The 17,591-nt window shown below is 73.4% G+C and carries 15 protein-coding genes and 1 tRNA gene; 4 read left to right on the plus strand and 12 right to left on the minus strand.

Features of this window, described 5'->3' with window-relative positions:
• Nucleotides 1-194: 194 nt before the first annotated feature.
• The 4 genes from OGL89_RS00680 to tmk all read right to left on the minus strand — a co-directional run bounded on the left by OGL89_RS00680 (nt 195) and on the right by tmk (nt 3,679).
• A tRNA-Thr gene (locus OGL89_RS00680) sits at nt 195-267 on the minus strand.
• A 59-nt stretch (nt 268-326) separates the two neighbouring features.
• Nucleotides 327-1,862 (minus strand): alpha/beta hydrolase, encoded by a 1,536-nt coding sequence (locus tag OGL89_RS00685; protein ID WP_263117874.1) that lies wholly within the window; start codon nt 1,860-1,862, stop codon nt 327-329.
• A 21-nt stretch (nt 1,863-1,883) separates the two neighbouring features.
• Nucleotides 1,884-3,023 (minus strand): DNA polymerase III subunit delta', encoded by a 1,140-nt coding sequence (locus tag OGL89_RS00690; RefSeq protein ID WP_263117875.1) that lies wholly within the window; start codon nt 3,021-3,023, stop codon nt 1,884-1,886.
• Complete coding sequence (gene tmk / locus OGL89_RS00695) at nt 3,020-3,679, minus strand: dTMP kinase (RefSeq protein WP_263117876.1); 660 nt, start codon at nt 3,677-3,679, stop codon at nt 3,020-3,022. Before tmk ends, OGL89_RS00690 begins: the two co-directional genes overlap by 4 nt.
• Before the next feature lie 286 nt (nt 3,680-3,965).
• Here tmk and OGL89_RS00700 point away from each other — a divergent pair, with 286 nt between their 5' ends.
• Nucleotides 3,966-4,769 (plus strand): IclR family transcriptional regulator, encoded by an 804-nt coding sequence (locus tag OGL89_RS00700; RefSeq protein WP_263117878.1) that lies wholly within the window; start codon nt 3,966-3,968, stop codon nt 4,767-4,769.
• Nucleotide 4,770: 1 nt separating this feature from the next.
• A complete protein-coding gene (locus OGL89_RS00705; protein ID WP_263117880.1) occupies nt 4,771-6,417 on the plus strand; it encodes a beta-N-acetylhexosaminidase in 1,647 nt (548 codons plus the stop codon).
• Nucleotides 6,418-6,435: 18 nt separating this feature from the next.
• On the opposite strand, the gene OGL89_RS00710 is transcribed toward OGL89_RS00705, so the two are convergent.
• Entirely contained in the window at nt 6,436-7,614 is a 1,179-nt protein-coding gene (locus OGL89_RS00710) for an alanine racemase (RefSeq protein WP_263117881.1), read from the minus strand.
• Between the two features lie 65 nt (nt 7,615-7,679).
• Nucleotides 7,680-8,684: a Gfo/Idh/MocA family oxidoreductase gene (locus OGL89_RS00715; protein ID WP_263117882.1), complete on the minus strand. Its 1,005-nt coding sequence runs from the start codon at nt 8,682-8,684 to the stop codon at nt 7,680-7,682.
• A 189-nt stretch (nt 8,685-8,873) separates the two neighbouring features.
• Between OGL89_RS00715 and OGL89_RS00720 the strand changes: the two genes are divergently transcribed.
• Nucleotides 8,874-10,031 carry a glycerol dehydrogenase gene (locus OGL89_RS00720; RefSeq protein ID WP_263117962.1) on the plus strand — a complete coding sequence of 386 codons (1,158 nt, stop codon included), beginning with the start codon at nt 8,874-8,876 and terminating at the stop codon, nt 10,029-10,031.
• 54 nt (nt 10,032-10,085) lie between these two features.
• Nucleotides 10,086-11,447, plus strand: coding sequence for an alpha-amylase family protein (locus OGL89_RS00725; RefSeq protein WP_263117884.1), 1,362 nt, complete (start codon nt 10,086-10,088; stop codon nt 11,445-11,447).
• 110 nt (nt 11,448-11,557) lie between these two features.
• Here the strand turns inward: OGL89_RS00725 and kduI are convergent, their stop codons facing one another.
• Genes kduI through OGL89_RS00755 form a run of 6 tightly spaced genes read right to left on the minus strand, consistent with a single transcriptional unit; the run spans nt 11,558 to nt 17,591 of the window.
• A complete protein-coding gene (kduI, locus tag OGL89_RS00730) occupies nt 11,558-12,376 on the minus strand; it encodes a 5-dehydro-4-deoxy-D-glucuronate isomerase (RefSeq protein WP_263117885.1) in 819 nt (272 codons plus the stop codon).
• A gap of 32 nt (nt 12,377-12,408) precedes the next feature.
• The gene (kduD, locus tag OGL89_RS00735) at nt 12,409-13,173 is read right to left on the minus strand and encodes a 2-dehydro-3-deoxy-D-gluconate 5-dehydrogenase KduD (protein WP_276581768.1); all 765 of its coding nucleotides are present in this window, start codon (nt 13,171-13,173) and stop codon (nt 12,409-12,411) included.
• A 15-nt stretch (nt 13,174-13,188) separates the two neighbouring features.
• Complete coding sequence (locus OGL89_RS00740) at nt 13,189-14,040, minus strand: fumarylacetoacetate hydrolase family protein (protein WP_263117886.1); 852 nt, start codon at nt 14,038-14,040, stop codon at nt 13,189-13,191.
• Between the two features lie 13 nt (nt 14,041-14,053).
• Nucleotides 14,054-15,208 (minus strand): glycoside hydrolase family 88 protein, encoded by a 1,155-nt coding sequence (locus tag OGL89_RS00745; RefSeq protein ID WP_263117888.1) that lies wholly within the window; start codon nt 15,206-15,208, stop codon nt 14,054-14,056.
• 11 nt (nt 15,209-15,219) lie between these two features.
• Nucleotides 15,220-16,050, minus strand: coding sequence for a class II aldolase/adducin family protein (locus tag OGL89_RS00750; protein ID WP_263117891.1), 831 nt, complete (start codon nt 16,048-16,050; stop codon nt 15,220-15,222).
• On the minus strand, nt 16,050-17,591 hold the full coding sequence (locus OGL89_RS00755; protein WP_263117892.1) for a rhamnulokinase family protein: 1,542 nt from the start codon (nt 17,589-17,591) through the stop codon (nt 16,050-16,052). Before OGL89_RS00755 ends, OGL89_RS00750 begins: the two co-directional genes overlap by 1 nt.

Below are 17,591 nucleotides of genomic sequence, written 5' to 3' on the forward strand. Positions count from 1 at the left end.
GCTCGACGTCGGCTCGATCAATGTGGCAGCTGAACGCCAGCCGCGTGGAGGGTTTGTGTCGGCAGAGTCGATTCGCGCGGAGGTTCACGACAGCGGACCCGCACCGCTCGGATCTGTCCAGGGACAAAGGGCCTCGGCTGCGGCGCACCCACGACGAAGGCCCGGGATCGCGATGATCCCGGGCCTTCCGTGTGAGCCGCCTGCGGGAATCGAACCCGCGACCTTCTCATTACGAGTGAGACGCTCTGCCGACTGAGCTAAGGCGGCACCGTCCCGGAGGACGAGCGGGCCCACTCTACCTGGCGCGACCGCGCTGCTCCAAAGCGTCAGCAGCGCGTCCCGGCTGCGGGCACCGTCCCGTCCACCAGGTAGGCGTCGACCGCGTCCAGGATGCAGGAGTTGGAGCGGCCGTAGGCGGTGTGGCCCTCGCCCTCGTAGGTGAGCAGGGTGGCGGAGTCGCCGAGCGTCGCGGTGAGCGACTCGGCCCAGGCGTAGGGGGTGGCCGGGTCGTTGGTGGTGCCGATGACGACGATCGGGGCCGCGTCGGTGGCGATGTAGGAGTCCAGGCCACCGGCCTCGGGGACCGGCCAGTTGGCGCAGAGCACCCCGCCGTAGCCGAAGAAGCTGCCGACGGTGGGGGCGGCGGCCTCGATCTCGGCGGCGTCGGCACGCATCTGGGCGATGTCCGTGGTGCCGCGGTCGTCGGCGCAGCCGATCGCCCAGAACGCGACGGTGGAGTTGGTGGTGTACGTGCCGCTGGCGTCGCGGTCGTAGTACAGGTCGGCGAGCTGGAGCAGCACGGAGCCGTCGCCGGACTGGATCGCGTCCCGCAGGCCCATGGTCAGGTAGGTCCAGCTGGACTCGTCGTAGAGCGGGAGCGCGATGCCGCTGAACGCGAGGGCGCCGGTCAGGTCACGATCGGCGTCCTGGGTGGGCAGCGGGGAGGCGGTGACCTGGTCGAGCAGGGCGCGGATCTGGGCGAGGCCCTCGTCGGCGGTGCCGGTGAGCGGGCAGCTCGCGGCGGCCTGGCAGTCGGTGACGTAGGCGCGCAGCGCCCCTTCGAACCCGACGGCCTGTCCGAGCGACAGCTCCTGCGAGGTCAGGGTGGGGTCGACCGCGCCGTCGAGCACCAGCCGGCCGACCTGCTGCGGGAACAGGGCGGCGTAGGTGGCGCCGAGCTGGGTGCCGTAGGAGTAGCCGACGTAGTTCAGGGTGTCGTCGCCGACCACGGCCCGGATCACGTCCATGTCCTTGGCGGCGCTGACCGTGTCGACGTGCTCCAGCAGGGGTCCGGTGCCGTCCAGGCAGCCCTCGCCGAGCGCGGTGTAGGCGGCCTCGGCGTCGGCGACGCCCTGATCGGTGGCGAAGTCGTAGTCGGCGGAGACCAAGGCGTCCATCTCGCTGTCGGAGACGCAGGAGATGGCGGTGGACTGCCCGACGCCGCGCGGGTCGAAGCCGATCAGGTCGTAGCTCGCGACCACGTCGTCGCCGAACCGGCCGAGCGCGATCGAGGACAGCGCGTCGATGCCGGATCCGCCCGGGCCGCCGGGGTTGATCAGCAGCGAGCCGAGCCGGCCGCCGGTGGCGGCGTGCCGGTTGACAGCGATGTCGATGGTGTCGCCGCCCGGGTCGGACCAGTCGAGCGGGACGGTCACCATCGCGCACTCGAGGTCGCCGCAGCTGGACCAGTCGACGTCCTGGCCGTAGATCGCCTCGGCACCGTCGGGGACGGTGGTGGGCAGGACGGCGGAGGCGGTCGGGTCGGAGTCGGAATCGGAGCCCGCACCGCACGCGGCCAGCGCCAGAGCGGCGACGGAGGCGAGGGCGAGAGTCCGGAGGGCCTGGGGTCGCACTGAGGTCACCGGGTCACCGTAGCCGGTGGATCAGACCCGCTGGGGTCGCAGGCCGATCATCATGGCCTCCACTGCGAGCAGCGGGGAGACGTTGCCGGCGAGCCGTTCGCGGGCCTCGGAGACCGCGTCCATCCGGTGCAGGCTCTGTTCCGGCGTGCTGCTGCGGGCCAGGTCGCGGACCGCCTCCTCCTGCGCGCCGTTGACCAGATCCACCCGGGCGCCGAGCTGGACGACCAGCACGTCCCGGTAGAGCGAGAGCAGGTCGACCATCGCGCGGTCGAGGACGTCGCGCTGGGCGCGGGTGGCCCGGCGCTTCTGCTCCTCCTCCAACTGCCGGAGCTGCCCGCGCAGCGCGGGCGGGATGGCGGTCAGTCCCTCGGCGCCCAACGAGCGGAGCAGGGCGGTGCGTTCGGCGGCGTCCCGCTCCTCGGTGGCGGCCTTCGCGTCGGCCTGCGCGGTCTCGACCAGATCGGCGGCGGCCAGCACGGCGTCGCCGACGCCACGGACGCGGGACGCGAGGCGCAGGACCTGGCCGCGGCGGGCGCGGGCCTCGGGGTCGCGGGCCAGCCGACGGGCGACGCCGACGTGGCTCTGCGCGGCCTTGGCGGCGGTGAGGGCGACGGCCGGGTCGATGCCGTCCCGGCGGACCAGCAGGTCGGCGACCGCCTGCACCGGGGGCACCCGCAATGCCACCGCACGGGACCGGGAGCGGATGGTGACCAGCACGTCCTGCGGGCTCGGGGCGCACAGCAGCCAGACGGTCCGCGGCGGCGGCTCCTCGATCGCCTTGAGCAGGACGTTCCCGGAGGTCTCGTTCAACCGGTCGGCGTCCTCGATCACGATCACCCGCCAGCGCCCCTGGGACGGGCTGCGCTGGGCCAGCTCGACCAGCGGTCGCACGGTGTCGGCGCGGATCACCACCCCCTCGGTCGCCACGAAGGTGACGTCCGGGTGGGTGCCCGCCAGCACCTGCGCACAGCCGGGGCTGCGCGGGTCGGCGCTCGGATCCTGCAGGGCGGCGGCGAAGGCACGGGCCGCGTTCGACCGACCGGAGCCGGGCGGACCGGTGAGCAGCCAGGCGTGCGTCATCCGGGTCGGGTCCTCGGCGGCGGCGCGCAGCACGTCGACCGCGGGTTCCTGCCCGACGACGTCGTCCCAGACCGTGGTCATGCCGCCACCCCGCGTGCGGCCAGCAGGGCGGCGACCCGGGTCCGGATGTCCGCGGCCACCTCCTCGGGTCCGCGGGCGGCGTCGAGCACCAGCCAGCGGTCCGGGTCGGCGGAGGCCCGGGACAGGAAGGCCGCACGGGTCCGGCGGTGGAAGTCGTCGCCCGCGCTCTCCAACCGGTCCGGACCACGGTCGCGGTCGGAGAGCCGGGACAACCCCACCGCGGGGTCCAGGTCCAGCAGCACCGTCAACGCGGGCAGCAGACCGGAGGTGGCCCAGAGCGAGAGGTCCTCCACCTCCTGCGCGCCCAGGTCCCGGCCGGTGCCCTGGTAGGCGACCGAGGAGTCCAGGTAGCGGTCGGTGATGACCACGCCGCCGGCGTCGAGCGCCGGGCGGACCAGGGAGGCGACGTGGTGGGCGCGATCGGCGGCATAGATCAGTGCCTCGGTCCGCGGGTCCATGTGATCGCCGTGCAGCACGGCCTCGCGCAGGATCCGGCCCAGGTCGGTACCGCCGGGCTCGCGGGTCAGCACCACCGGCAGGCCCAGACCGCGCAGCCAGTCACCGAGCAGCCGGGACTGGGTCGACTTGCCGACGCCGTCCCCGCCCTCGAGCGAGAGGAACAGGCCGCCGGGCACGGTCGTGGAGGTCGAGGTCACGGGCCCCAGGGTATCGACCCGGTCGGACAGCGGATCCCGCACCCGGCGTCCCGCACCCGGTCGTCCGCCTGTGGGTGCCAGGCGCTCGCCGCCCACCGCGAGACGCCGCGTGAGGTCGTGCACTGCACGACAGACTCGGGAGACCGCTCCGCTCTCCGGCTCGCGCACCGGTCGATCGGCGTGCGACGCGCGCAGAACGCGACCGGGCCCTGGTCCGCGGCAGGCGCGCTGGCTACGGTCGGGCCATGCGCCCCGAGCAGCGTCGCCGACCAGAGCGACCCCTCCGATGACCGGAGTCGACGGCCCCGCGCGCAACGAGTCGCTCTCGGTCCGCCGCTGCCTGCACCTGTTGGAGCACGTCCGGCGGCACGCGACCGCGGAGCGCGGGGTCCCGGTGCTGGACCTGGCCGAGGCGATCGGAGTGCATCGGTCCACCGCCGCCCGGCTGCTCGCCCCGCTGATCGACGAGGGGCTGCTGCACCGGGACACCGCGGGCCGGTACCGGCTGGGTCTGGGCGCGCTCCGGCTGGGTCAGTCGTACCTGGGGGCGATCGACCTCCCCGCGCTCGCCGAGCCCGCGCTGCACCACCTGGCCGAGCGGACCGGCGGGGTGTGCGTGCTGGCCGTGCCGGAGCGCGACGGACTGAGACTGGAGCTGAGCACCGGTCGCGGTCGCGGGCCGCTGACCCCGGGCGCGCTGGTCCCGAGCTACTGCACCGCCTGGGGCAAGGCCGTGCTGTCGGTGGCCCCGGCGGCCTGGATCGACCGGGCGATCGCCACCGGGCTGCGGCCGCTGACCCCCCGCACCATCACCGACCCGACCGAGTTGCGCGGCGAGCTGGACCGCACCCGGCAGCGCGGCTTCGCCCTGGACGACCGGGAGCACGACCCGCACCTGCGCGCGGTCGCCGCCCCGGTGCTCAGCCACACCGGCATGGTGGTCGCCGCGGTCGGCGTCGCGCTCGACCACCATCGGATGCCGCCGGTCGCGCTCCGAGAGAACGCCCGTGCCACCGCCGAGGTGGCCCGGTCCCTGTCCGGTGCGATGGGCTGGTCCCCCGCACCTCGACCCACCACCCGGGAAGCCTGAGATGACCGTGCCCGAGCTCGTCCCCGCCCCGATCCGTCTGACCCGGACCGACGGCGGCTGGTCGCTGCCCGAGCGGTTGTCGGTCGCCGTCGACCCCGCGCTGTCGGCCGCCCGGCCGCTGCTCGTCGACCTGCTCGGTGTCCGGCTGGGGCGGGAGCTGGTCCCGGTGGCCGCCGCCGGTGCGTCCGACATCGCTCTCCGGCACACCGAGGAGCTCGCACCCGAGCACTACCGGCTGCGGGTCGACGGCTCCGTGCTGATCGAGTCGAGCGGCCCGGACGGCGCCCGGCACGCCTTGCGCACCCTGCAGCAGATCGTCGGTCCGGCCGCGTTCCGTGCCCTGCCGATCCGCGACGCGCCGGTGGTCCTGCCCGGGGTCGTGGTCGAGGACGGACCGCGATTCGGCCACCGCGGGGTGCTGCTGGACGTGGCGCGGCACTTCATGCCGAAGGACGGCGTGCTGCGGTTCATCGACCTGATCTCCGCGCACAAGCTGAACGTGCTGCACCTGCACCTGACCGACGACCAGGGCTGGCGGATCCAGATCCGGGCGTATCCGCGCCTGACCGAGGTCGGCGCCTGGCGCGCCGAGTCGCAGATCGGCTCGTCCCGCTCGTCGCGCTACGACGCGACACCGCACGGCGGCTTCTACACCCAGGACGACCTGCGGGAGATCGTGGCCTTCGCCCGCACCCGGGGCGTCACCGTCGTGCCGGAGATCGACATGCCGGGTCACTCCCAGGCGGCGATGGTCGCCTATCCCGAACTCGCCGCACTGCCCGAGCAGGCGGCGACCTGGCCGGTCTGGACCCGCTGGGGGCTGAACCCGCACGTGCTCGGCACCTCGGACCGGGTGCTCGACTTCTACCGGACGGTGCTGGACGAGGTGCTGGACCTCTTCGACTCCCCGCTGATCTGCCTGGGCGGCGACGAGGTGCCGGTGGACGAGTGGACCGCCGACCCGGACAGCGTCCGCCGGGCGGAGGAACTGGGCATGACCGGCGTCGAGGAGCTGCTGCCCTGGTTCATCGGCCGGCTCGCCGACCACCTGCGCACCCGCGGACGCCGGGCCACCGCCTGGGACGAGGTCGGCGGGTCCCGGTTGCCCACCGACGTGGCGATCAACTCCTGGCGCGGCTACCGCGGCGGGATCGACGCCCTGCGGGACGGGCACGACGTGGTGGTCTGCCCCGAGCACGAGGTCTATCTCGACCACCGTGCCGCCCCCGGCCTGGACGAGCCCGCCCCGGTCGGCACCGTGCACACCCTGGAGGACGTGTACCGGTTCGAGCCGGTCACCGACCAGGTGGCGGAGGCCGCCGCCGAGCCCGGCGCGGGCACGGTGCTCGGCGCGCAGGCCCAGCTGTGGAGCGAGCAGCTCGACTCCCCGCGCCGGGTGGACTACGCCGCGTTCCCGCGGCTGGCCGCGTTCGCCGAGGTCGTGTGGTCCCCGCGGGAGGCCCGCGACTGGCCCGGGTTCGACCGGCGGCTGCGCGGCGCGCACCTGGACCGGCTGGACGCGGCGGGGGTGGAGTACCGGCCGCTGGCCGGTCCGCACCCGTGGCAGCGGCGGCCGGACGTGCCGGGATGGCCGCTGCGGTTCGACGAGCTGGGCCGGCTGGTGCACGCCGAGGACGGGGCGGGCTGAGGACCGGGGCCCCCGCGCTCAGAACAGGGTGGTCAGCACCTCGACCACCCGCTGCCGATCGTCGATCACCGGCACCGCCCGCCACTTGTCGAAGCTGGTGCACGGATGCGACAGCCCGAGCTCGACCACGTCGCCGACCGCCAGCTCCGTCGCACCCTCGGCGGATTCCAGGTACGCGTGCTGGTCGTTGGTCCGGGTCAGCGTCCAGCCCCCCAACTCCCCCGGCACCCCGTCCCGGTGCACCCGCAACGGGATCGGCAGCCCCTCGTCGTAGGGAAGGTCGCGCTTGCCGGCGCCGAGGATGGCCAGCCCCGGCTCCGGCCTCGAGGTGACCTGCGCCCAGACCCGCAGCGCCGGTCGCAGCTCACCCGGGATCCGGGTGAACGGGGTGCGCTCGGCGTAGATGCCGTGGTCGTGGGTGACGGTCGAGCCGCTGCGCAGCAGCACGGTGGCGCCGGGCATCCCGCCCAGCACCTCGGCGACCAGGTCGAACCACGCCGACCCGCCCGCCGAGACGATCACGTCGCCGTCGATCAGCTCGCCGACCGCGGTGCCCGCCTCCCGCAGCAGGCCCAGGAACGCGCGGACCTCGGTGGCCCCCGGCAGTCCGCCCTCGTAGGCGGTGACCCCGGCCAGCCTCAGGCCCTCGGTGGTGTGCACCCGGCGGGCGAGGTCGAGCAGGGCGGGCAGATCGCGGGCACCCGTGCGACCGGCGGGGTGGCCGAGCTCGATCAGCACCGGCACCGGGCGGTCGGGATCCGCCGCCGCGAGCGCCGCGATCCCGGCCTCGGAATCGACCTGGAGCAGCACCTCGGCCTCGGTCCGCGCGATCCACCGCAGGGCGCTGGGGTCCAACACCTCGTTGGCGATCAGGATCCGGTCCACCCCGGCGGCGTGCGCGGCCATCGCCTGGTTCGCGCTGGCCAGGGTGATCCCCCACGCTCCCGCGTCCAGCTGCCGGCGGTAGAGCGCGGGCGCCATCGACGTCTTGCCGTGCGGGGCCAGGCGCAGGCCGTGCTCGGCGGCGAACGCCGCCATGGTGGCGATGTTGTGGTCGACGGCGGCGGTGTCCACGGTGAGCACCGGCCAGCTCAGAGAGCCGTCGAAGAGGTGGTGCTCACCGGCGAGCCAGTCCGCGGTCGACACGGGCTCGGGCTGCCAGAAGCCCTTGGTCCAGGGGCCGATGGTGTCCGTCATGCCTCGACCCTAGGCACGCCGGCCCGGTGTGGCACCGGGCCGGCGTCCCAGGACGCGCAGGGCACTCACTCCCCGGGGTACCGCAGCCCGATCTGCTCCCGGATCGTGTCCATCGTCGTCATGACCTCCAGCGTCTGCTGCCAGGTGATCCGGGGGCTCTCGGTCGCGCCCTCGGCGATCCGACGCGCGACCTCGGCGGCCTCGAACTGGAGCCCGTGCGGGGTCGGCCGGTCGAAGGTCCAGACCCGGCCGTCCCGCCGGGTGACGGTGAACCGGCTGGGAGCGTAGAACGAGCCCTCGACGGTGATGGTGCCGTCCGTGCCGGTGATCGCGGCGGTGGTCGGGGTCTTGGCCCAGAGCGTGGTGGACAGGGTGGCCTGGGTGCGGTCGCCGTAGTCGAGGACGATGCCGATCTGGCCGTCGACGCCGGTGTCGGTGAGCTGGCCGACCGCGTGCACGGACCGCGGGGCGCCGAGCAGGTCGTGGGCGAAGCTGACCGGGTAGACGCCCAGGTCGAGCAGGGCGCCACCGGCGAGCTCGGGGGCGAACAGGCGGCTGCTCGGGTCGAGCGGGAACGCCTGGCCGTGGTCGGCGAACACGGAGACGACCTCGCCGATCTCGCCCGAGTCGATCACCTGGTGCAGCGCCTGGACGTGCGGCAGGAACCGGGTCCACATCGCCTCCATCACGAACACCCCGGCGGCCCGGGCGGCGTCCAGCACCTCACGGGCCTCGACGGCGTTGCGGGTGAAGGCCTTCTCGACCAGGACGTGCTTGCCCGCGGCGATGGCCAGCAGGGCGTGCTCGCGGTGCTCGGAGTGCGGGGTGGCGACGTAGACCACGTCCACCTGGGGGTCGTCGACCAGGGCGTCGTAGCTGCCGTGCACGGTCTCGACCCCGTGCGCGGCGGCCCAGCGGGCGGCCTTGTCCTGGTTGCGGGATCCGACGGCCACGGCACGGGACTCGGTCTCCGCGTGCAGGGCGTCGGTGAAGTGTCCGGCGATGTTCCCGGCACCGAGGATGCCCCAGCGGAGGGCGGGCGCGGTGCGCGGCTCTGCGATCAGCGTCATGGTCCGACCCTAGACCCGCGCGGGAGGCCGTTCCCGTTCCGGTGGTGGGCGAGGTGGCGGGCTGACCTGGGGCCCAGGTCCCTGTCCCCGTCGACGCGGTCCTCCCTAGGGTGGAGGGGTCGGCGGTGAACGGTCCCCGCGGGACGCGCGGGGCACCGTCGGCGCGAACCGAAGGAGGCCACTGTGTCCATGACCGACGTGTCCACCGTCCACCCGATCCGGACCGTCATCTCGCCCGGCCGCTACGCCCAGGGCCGCGGCGCCCTGGCCCGGCTCGGCGAGCTGACCGCGCCGATCGGCCGCACTCCCCTGGTGGTCTCCGACGATGTGGTCTGGGGATTCGTCGGGGAGCAGATCACCGCCTCCTTCGCCGGGGCCGGTCTCCCGCTGACCCGGGACGGCTTCGGGGTCTACGCCACCGCCAAGGCCGTCGACTCGATCGCGGCCCGGATCGCCGAGGTCGGCGCCGACGTGGTGGTCGGCGTCGGCGGCGGGTCGGTGATCGACGCGGTCAAGGCCGCCGGTCACCTCGCCGGGGTCCGCTGGGTGTCCGTGCCCACGGTCGCCTCGACCGACGCCCCCTGCTCGGCGCTGTCGGTGATCTACTCCGAGGAGGGCGCCTTCGAGGAGTACCGGTTCTTCCCGCACAACCCGGACCTGGTGCTGGTGGACAGCCAGCTGGTGGCGAACGCCCCGGTGAGGTTCCTGGTGGCCGGGGTCGGCGACGCGCTGGCGACCTGGATCGAGGCCCGGGCGGTGGCGAGGACCGACGCCACCACGATGGCGGGCGGGCTGCCGACCATGACCGGCACCGCGCTGGCCCGGCTGTCCTGGGACGTCCTGTGGGAGAACGCGCTGCCCGCGATCGCCGCGGTGCGGGACCACCTGGTGACGCCCGCGGTGGAGAAGGTGATCGAGGCGAACACCCTGCTGTCCGGTCTGGGATTCGAGTCCGGCGGCCTCGCCGCGGCGCACGCCATCCACAACGGCCTGACCGCCGCGCCGCAGACCCACGGCCTGACCCACGGCCAGAAGGTCAACATCGGCTCGGTCACCCAGTTGGTGCTGGAAGGCGCACCCACCCCGGAGGTGCGCGACTTCATCGAGTTCACGACGCGGGTCGGGTTGCCCAACACGCTGACCGAGATCGGTCTGACCACCGACGACGTGGACGACCTCACCCGGGTGGCCGAGGCCGCCACGGCGGAGGGCGAGACGATCCACGCCATGCCGTTCACCGTCCGGGTGCCGGAGCTGGTGGACGCGTTGCGGTCGATCGAGGGCCTCAGCCGCCAGGTCCGCGCGGAGGCCGGTCTCCCGGAGCCCGTCCCGCACACCGCGCACTGAGCACCTCGGCCCGCCCTCCCGGTCAGGTGGGGAGGGCGGGCCTACGGTGAACGGGTGAGCAGCGACCTGGTCCGACCCGCCGACGCCCTGTGGTGGCAGGTGTACCCGCTGGGGTTCACCGGCTCCGAGCCGACGGCCACCCCCGCCGTGCGGCACCGAATCCCCCGGATCACCGCCTGGCTGGACTACCTGGTCGGCACCGGGCTGAACGGGCTCGCCCTGGGCCCGGTCTTCGCCTCCGGCACGCACGGCTACGACACCGTCGACCACCTGCGGATCGACCCCCGGCTCGGTGACCGGGCGGACTTCGACGCGCTGATCGCCGCCGCCCACGACCGCGGGATCCGCGTGCTGCTGGACGGGGTGTTCAACCACGTCGGCGTCGAGCACCCGGCGTTCCGGACCGTGCTGGCCGGTGGGCCGGAGCACCCGGACAACGACCTGTTCCGGATCGACTGGTCCGGACCGGAGCCGGCCTGGGACTGCTTCGAGGGCCACCGGCAGCTGGTCACCCTGAACCACGACTCCGAGCGGGTGGTCGACTGGGTCGCCGACGTGATGACGCACTGGCTGGACGCCGGGGCGGACGGCTGGCGACTGGACGCGGCCTACGCCGTGCCGACGGCCTTCTGGGCGCGGGTGGTCGAGCGGGTCCGGGCCCGGCACCCGCGGGCCTACCTGGTGGGCGAGGTGATCCACGGCGACTACACCGGGTTCGTCACGGAGTCGGGGGTGGACAGCGTCACCCAGTACGAGCTGTGGAAGGCCACCTGGAGCTCGATCGTCGACCACAACTGGCACGAGCTGGTGTGGACGCTCGGCCGGCACGACGAGTTCGTGACGCACTTCCGGCCGTGGACGTTCGTCGGGAACCACGACGTGACCCGGATCGTGTCCCGGGTCGGGGACGCCCGCACCGCCGGCCACGCGCTGGTGCTGCTGGCCACGCTGGCCGGGACCCCGGCGGTCTACTACGGCGACGAGCAGGCGCTGACCGGTCTCAAGGAGGAACGGGTCGGCGGGGACGACGCCGTCCGGCCTGAGTACCCCGAGACGCCCGACCGCGTCCCCGGCTCCGGGCTCGCTCCGGACGGTGCCGAGCTGCGTCGGCTGCACCAGGCCCTGTTCGGGCTGCGCCAGCGGCACCCGTGGCTGGCGGCGGCGCGCACCGAGGTGCTGAACGTGACCGGGGAGCTGCTGGTGTACCGCCAGCACGGCCCGACGGGTGAGTCGTTGACGGTGGCGCTGAACCTCGGTGAGGCGACCGAGACCGACCTGGGTGGCGGTGCGATCGAGGTGCTGGCGATCTCCGCGGCGGGCGACCGGGCGGGGCAAGGGGATCCGCACACCGCCCGGGCCGAGGGGTCGCGGATCACGGTCCCGGCCCGTGGGTGGTTGATCGCGCAGCACCCCTGACCGGGCACGCCGGTCACCCGGTGGCGTGCCCCGAGGTCCCCCACCCCGGACCGGCTTCCAGGTGGCCGCCCCGGCGCGCGACGCGGGAGTCGTCGCGCGCCGGGACCGGGTCAGCGCAGGTCGGTGACCGGCGCGGGGTCCATGTCGTCGAAGGACTGGTTCTCCCCCGCCATCGCCCACACGAAGGAGTACGCGGCGGTGCCGACCCCGGAGTGGATGGACCAGGACGGGGAGATGATCGCCTGCCGGTCCGCGACCACCAGGTGCCGGGTCTCGGTGCGCTCGCCGAGCAGGTGGATCACCCGGCCGTCCTCCGGCAGATCGATGTACAGGTAGCACTCGGTCCGGCGGTCGTGGGTGTGCGCGGGCATCGTGTTCCACATCGACCCGGGGTGCAGCTCGGTCACGCCCATCACGATCTGGCAGGACCGGATCCCGCCGGCGTGGATGTACTGGTTCAGCGACCGCCGGTTGCTGGTGAGCTGGTCGCCGAGCTCACGCACCGTGCCCTCGCCCTTGAGCACCAGCTGGTTCGGATACGTGGTGTGGGCCGGGGCGCTGAACAGGTAGAACTGCGCCCCGTCGCCGGCGAAGACCACGTCCCGGGTCCCGCGCCCCAGGTAGAGGCAGGCGCCGTTCGGCAGCTCATAGGCCTCGCCGTCGGCGGTGACCGTGCCGGTCCCGCCGACATTGACGATCCCGAGCTCGCGGTTCTCCAGGAAGTACTCGGCGCGCAGTTCGTCGAAGGTCGGCAACGGCAGGTCGCCGCCCGCGGGTGTGGCACCGCCGAGCACGATCCGGTCGTGGTGGGTGTAGGTCGCCGTGACCCGGCCCTCGACGAACAGGTCCTCGACCAGGAACCGCTCGCGCAGCTGCGCGGTGTCGGCGGACGGGATCTGCTCCGGGCTGGTGGCGTAACGCTGGTCCATCGATCTCTCCAAGGTGTGTCGGGGCGCGCGGGTCAGCGCACCAGCCAGCCGCCGTCGACCGGGATGATCGCGCCGTTGAGGTAGTCGGATGCAGCCGAGGCCAGGAACACGAACGGCCCCTGCAGGTCGGCGGCGGTGCCCCAGCGACCGGCCGGGATCCGGTCCACGATCGACGTCGACCGGGACTCGTCCGAGCGGATCGGGGCGGTGTTGTCGGTGGCCATGTACCCGGGGGCCACCGCGTTGACGTTGATGCCGCGCGCGGCCAGCTCGTTCGCGAAGGACTTGGTGATCCCGGCGACCGCGTGCTTGGACGCGGCGTAGCCCGGCACCAGGATCCCGCCCTGGAAGGAGAGCATCGAGCAGATGTTGATGATCTTGCCGCTGCCCTGCTCGACATAGCGCCGGGCGGCGGACTGGGACAGGTGGAACACCGCGTCCAGGTTGATCGCCAGCACGTCGTCCCAGTCGGCCGCCGGGTGCTCCAGCAGCGGGGCCCGGCGGATGATCCCGGCGTTGTTCACCAGGATGTCGATCCGACCGAGGTGGTCCACCACGGACTGGACCGCCGCGTCCAGCCGGCCCGGGTCGGCCGTGATCAGGTCCAGCTCGATCCGGTGCACGCGGCGACCGAGCTGCTCGATCAGCGCGGCGGTCTCGGTGGCCTCGGAGCGGTCCAGCAGGGCGATGTCGGCGCCCGCCTCGGCCAGGGCGAGCGCGGCCCCCTGGCCCAGGCCACGGCCGGATCCGGTCACCAGGGCGACCTTGCCGTCCAGTCGGAACGAATCGAGAATCATGCGTTCTCCTCCTCTTCAGATGAACGTGGTGGTGAGTGCGCCCAGCCCGGTGACCCGGACGGTGACGACGTCGCCGGAGGTCAGGGACCGGTGGGCGGCCTGGGCGGGCCCGGTGCGGGCCGGGGTGCCGGTGGAGATCACGTCGCCCGGTTCGAGGGTGATCACCTGGGACAGGTAGTGGACGAGGAACGCCACGCCGAAGACCATCGCGTCGGTGGTCGACCGGACGGTGACCTCGCCGTTGCGCTCCACCTCGACCGACCGGCCGCGCAGGTCGCCGCACTCGTCCGAGGTGACCAGCCACGGTCCCAGCGGGCCGAAGCCGTCCACGCTCTTGCCCAGGGCCCACTGGTTCGTGCGGGACTGCCAGTCCCGGTCCGAGACATCGTTGAACAGGGTGTAGCCGCCGACGTGGCCCAGGGCGTCCGCCTCGGACACCCGGTGCGCCCACCGTCCGATCACGACGGCGATCTCGCCCTCGTAGTCGACGTCCGGCGTGGTGGGCCACAGGGTGACCGGGTCGTCGGGACCGCAGATCACATTGGGTGTCTTGACGAAGACGTTCGGGTGGTCGGGGTCGTCCGAGGTCTCCAGGTGGCCGCGGTAGTTGTAGCCGAGGCAGAGGATCTTCCCCGGCCGGACCGGCGGGCCCAGGCGCACCGAGTCCAGACCGGGCAGTCCGTCCGGATCGGCGGCCGACACCAGGGCCCGGACCTCGGTGAGCAGCCGGTCGTCGCTCAGCAGGGCCTCCACCCCGCGGCCGCCGGTCCGATCGGCCAGGTCGAGCACCCGGTCGGTGCCGTCCGACGCCCGGAGGACCGCACCGGGCCGGTCACCGCCGTGCTGCCGGAGGGTCACGAGTCTCATCGCTGTCCCCCGCTCAGTAGTACGTCCGCAGGTACTCGGCGAGGCAGAGGATCGCCATCGCCTGCCCGTACGGCATCGAGGTGCACGGGATGTTCCGGTAGAAGTCCAGGTCGGAGCCCATGCCGGTGCCGAAGGAGACCTGCTGCAGCTCCCCGTCGGCGGAGATGTTCGCGATGATCGCGCGCACGGCCCGCTCGGCGGTGGCGGTGTACCGACGGTCCAGGTAGCCCTTGCGGACCGCCTTGAGCACCCCGTAGGCGATCCCCGCCGTGGCCGACGCCTCCAGGTACGACTCCGGGTCGTCCAACAGGGTGTGCCAGAGCCCGGACTCGTCCTGCAGCTCGGCGAGGGCGGAGACCTGGGCGTCCAGCACCTCCAGCAGGAAGCGCCGGGTCGGGTCGTCCGCGGGCAGGTCGACCAGTTCCAGGAAGTCCGGGATCACCATGGTCAGCCAGGAGTTGCCGCGGGCCCAGCGCGCCCGGGCGAAGTTGTGCTGCCCGTCGAAGGTCCAGCCGTGGAACCAGAGCCCGGTCTCCCGGTCCATCAGGTAGGCCACGTGCGTGAGGAACTGGAAGGTCGCCTCCCGCACGTACTGCGGCCGGTCCAGCAGCAGACCGATCTTGGTCAGCGGCAGCACCGTCATCATCAGGGTGTCGTCCCAGAGCTGGTGGTGGTTCTCCTCCGCCAGCGTGAGGTGCTGCATCCCCCCGTGCGGGGTGCGCGGCATCTCCCGCATCGCCCACTCCGCCCAGGAGTCCAGCCAGGGCAGCAGGGTGCAGTCGCCCTCCTTCTCGTACAGGCTGGCCAGGGTGAGGAACGGCGCCATCGTGTTGACGTTCTTGGTGGTGCCCTCGGCCAGCCGGGCGGCGAACCAGGAGTCCACGATGTCCCGCATCCGCCGGTCGGCGGTCTGGTCGTAGTACTGCCAGATCCCGTACAGCCCGATGCCGTGGGTCCATTCCCAGCCGGCCCAGCCCTTGGTGTCGATCACCCGGCCGTCGTCCAGCCGGAGCAGGAACTCCCCCGTCTCGTCGGTGATGTTCACCAGGTTCTCGGTGAGCCGGCAGACCAGTTCCCGGATCCCGGCCCGGTCGATGAACCGCTCCGGCGCCCGCAGCAGCGCGCTGTGCTTCACCGGCCAGACCGGCTGGGCGTGCACGTCCGTCATCGCGTTCCCCCTCAGGCCCACGGCGAGTCGATGTCGAACTCGCGGGCGACGCTGGTGATCTCCTCGCGGGTCAGCCCCTCGGCCTGCCGTCCGGCGACCAGGTCCATGTACTCGTACTTCGCGCCGGTCTCGGCGTACTCCATCCGGTCGACCGCGCGGAGCACCGACAGGTCGGAGCGCGACATGGTGCCGTGCTTGGACCACAGGACGATCTCCGCCTGGCGCAGACCGGCGACGTTCGCGGCCTGCATGCCGTCCGAACCGGGGATCATGAAGTCCAGGACCTCGATGCCCTGGGACAGGGACACGATCGACTCCGGCTCCCAGCGCAGGATCGCCGCGTTCATCGCCTTGGTGTCCCGGTAGGCCGGGATGTGCGACAGGTAGGTCAGGTGCGGCGGCTGCGCGTGCACGACCGCCTGGAAGTCGATGCCACGACGGGCGACCTGGTCCTGGTGCACGGCCAGGTGGGAGTTGAACTCCGACGTGAGGCGCTCGAACGCCCGGCGCTCCGAGGTGAACAGGGTCGCGGTGGTGCCGCCCTCGTGCACTCGCACCGCGCCCACCGCCGCCTCGGGGTCGGCCGCGATCTGCCGCAGCCGGCGACCCGATCCGGTGGACAGCACGATCTGGCCGGCCAGGGCGGGGGCGGGCAGCGGCAGGGCGATCTCCTCGGTGACCGGGAATCGTGCGGTGAGCACCGCGTCGTCCCAGTCCCAGCCGACGTAGACCGAGAGGTTCCCGGCCCCGGCCTCGGCGGCGTCGATCTCGCAGATGCGGGCGCCTGCCTCGCCCATCGCGTGCAGCAGGTCGTCCAGGGACGGACGAGTGGTCTGGGACATCAGAGGCTTCCTTCGCGGTGGACGGGGACGAGTCCCCGCAGACGGTCCTCGGCCTGCTGCCAGGTCGACTCGGTGCCGTCGTGCTGGTGTCCGCCGGGGTTCCAGCGGACCGGATCGGTGGAGGCGCGGACCACGGCGCGCGCGGCGGGCAGTCCGCCGTCGAGCGCGCCGACGGCGAGCGCCTGGGTGAGCAGATTGCCGATGGCGGTGGCCTCGGCCGGGCCGGCGATCACCGGGAGGCCGGTCGCCGCGGCGGTCAGGCGGCACAGCAGGTCGTTGCGGGAGCCGCCGCCGACCACGTGCACCACCTCGACCGGGTGGTCGGCGAGCGCGGACAGGTGCCGGATCGCCCGGCGGTACCCCAGGGCGAGCGAGTCCAGGACGCACCGGATCACCTCCGCGGGCTCGATCGGCTCCGGCTGCCCGGTGCGGCGGGCGGCGGCACGGATCCGGGCGGGCATGTCCCCGGGCGGCACGAACGCGGGATCGTCCACGTCGACCACGGTGCGCAGGCCGGGCACCTGGTCCGCCTCGCGGATCAGCGCGGCCAGGTCCTGCGGGTGACCCGCCTGCGCCCAGGTGCGCAGCGACTCCGCCACCAGCCACAGCCCGCCGACGTTGCACAGGTGGCGGACGGTCCCGGCGACACCGAGCTCGTTGCCGACGTTGGCGACCCGGGCGAGGTCGGTCAGCACCGGGGCGTCCAGCTCGATCCCGACCAGGGACCAGGTGCCCGAGGAGATCCACGCGGCCGGTCGCTCGTCCATCGGGACCGCGACCACCGCGGAGGCGGTGTCGTGCGACCCCACCGCGACGTGCAGCGCACCGGGCAGGCCCAGGTCGGCCGCCAGCTCCGCGCGCACCTCGCCCAGCACCGTGCCCGGCTCGACCAGCGGCGCCAACCGGCCCCGGACGTCCCCGGCCGCGGACCGGCGCAGGGCGTCCAGCACGACCGGGCTCCACCGCCGGGTGGTCGGGTCGAGCATGCCGGTGGTGGAGGCGTTGGTGACCTCGGTGACCTCGGCGCCGGACAGCCAGAACCCGAGCAGGTCCGGGACCATCAACAGCCGGTCCGCCGCAGCCCAGGCCGCGGATCCCGCCTCCGCGAGGAGCTGGTACATCGTGGTGAACGGCTGATGCTGGGTCCCGGTGGCCCGGTAGTGCGTCGCGGGGTCCAGGGTCCGAGCGAACGCCTCCGGCATGCCGGCGGTGCGGGTGTCCCGGTAGTGCACCGGGTCGCCCAGCAGCACGCGGTCGGCGTCCAGCAGCCCGTAGTCGACCGCCCAGGTGTCGATGCCGACCGACCGCACCGGTCCGTGCTCGCGGGCGGCCAGTCGGAGTCCGTCCTGGACCCCGGCCCACAGCGAGAGCAGGTCCCAGTGCAGGCGGGTGCCCGTCCGCACGGGTGTCCGGACCGGCCGGTTGGCGAAGCGGCCCGTCTCGCGGGTGAGCAGCCGACCGCCGTCCAGACGTCCGGCGATCACCCGCCCGCTGGACGCGCCGAGGTCGACCGCGACGAGGGCACCGAGTGGCGAGCTCAT

Origin of the sequence: Cellulomonas sp. RIT-PI-Y (genome assembly GCF_025642745.1) — a bacterium.
Classification (GTDB): domain Bacteria; phylum Actinomycetota; class Actinomycetes; order Actinomycetales; family Cellulomonadaceae; genus Cellulomonas.

Coding starts and splice junctions, on each gene's coding strand:
- OGL89_RS00690 (WP_263117875.1), bottom strand. CDS start 3,023: ATGACCACGGTCTGGGACGACGTCGTCGGGCAGGAACCCGCGGTCGAC.
- OGL89_RS00745 (WP_263117888.1), bottom strand. CDS start 15,208: ATGACGGACGTGCACGCCCAGCCGGTCTGGCCGGTGAAGCACAGCGCG.
- kduD (WP_276581768.1), bottom strand. CDS start 13,173: ATGATTCTCGATTCGTTCCGACTGGACGGCAAGGTCGCCCTGGTGACC.
- OGL89_RS00720 (WP_263117962.1), top strand. CDS start 8,874: ATGACCGACGTGTCCACCGTCCACCCGATCCGGACCGTCATCTCGCCC.
- OGL89_RS00705 (WP_263117880.1), top strand. CDS start 4,771: ATGACCGTGCCCGAGCTCGTCCCCGCCCCGATCCGTCTGACCCGGACC.
- OGL89_RS00715 (WP_263117882.1), bottom strand. CDS start 8,684: ATGACGCTGATCGCAGAGCCGCGCACCGCGCCCGCCCTCCGCTGGGGC.
- OGL89_RS00700 (WP_263117878.1), top strand. CDS start 3,966: ATGACCGGAGTCGACGGCCCCGCGCGCAACGAGTCGCTCTCGGTCCGC.
- OGL89_RS00740 (WP_263117886.1), bottom strand. CDS start 14,040: ATGAGACTCGTGACCCTCCGGCAGCACGGCGGTGACCGGCCCGGTGCG.
- OGL89_RS00755 (WP_263117892.1), bottom strand. CDS start 17,591: ATGAGCTCGCCACTCGGTGCCCTCGTCGCGGTCGACCTCGGCGCGTCC.
- OGL89_RS00710 (WP_263117881.1), bottom strand. CDS start 7,614: ATGACGGACACCATCGGCCCCTGGACCAAGGGCTTCTGGCAGCCCGAG.
- kduI (WP_263117885.1), bottom strand. CDS start 12,376: ATGGACCAGCGTTACGCCACCAGCCCGGAGCAGATCCCGTCCGCCGAC.
- OGL89_RS00750 (WP_263117891.1), bottom strand. CDS start 16,050: ATGTCCCAGACCACTCGTCCGTCCCTGGACGACCTGCTGCACGCGATG.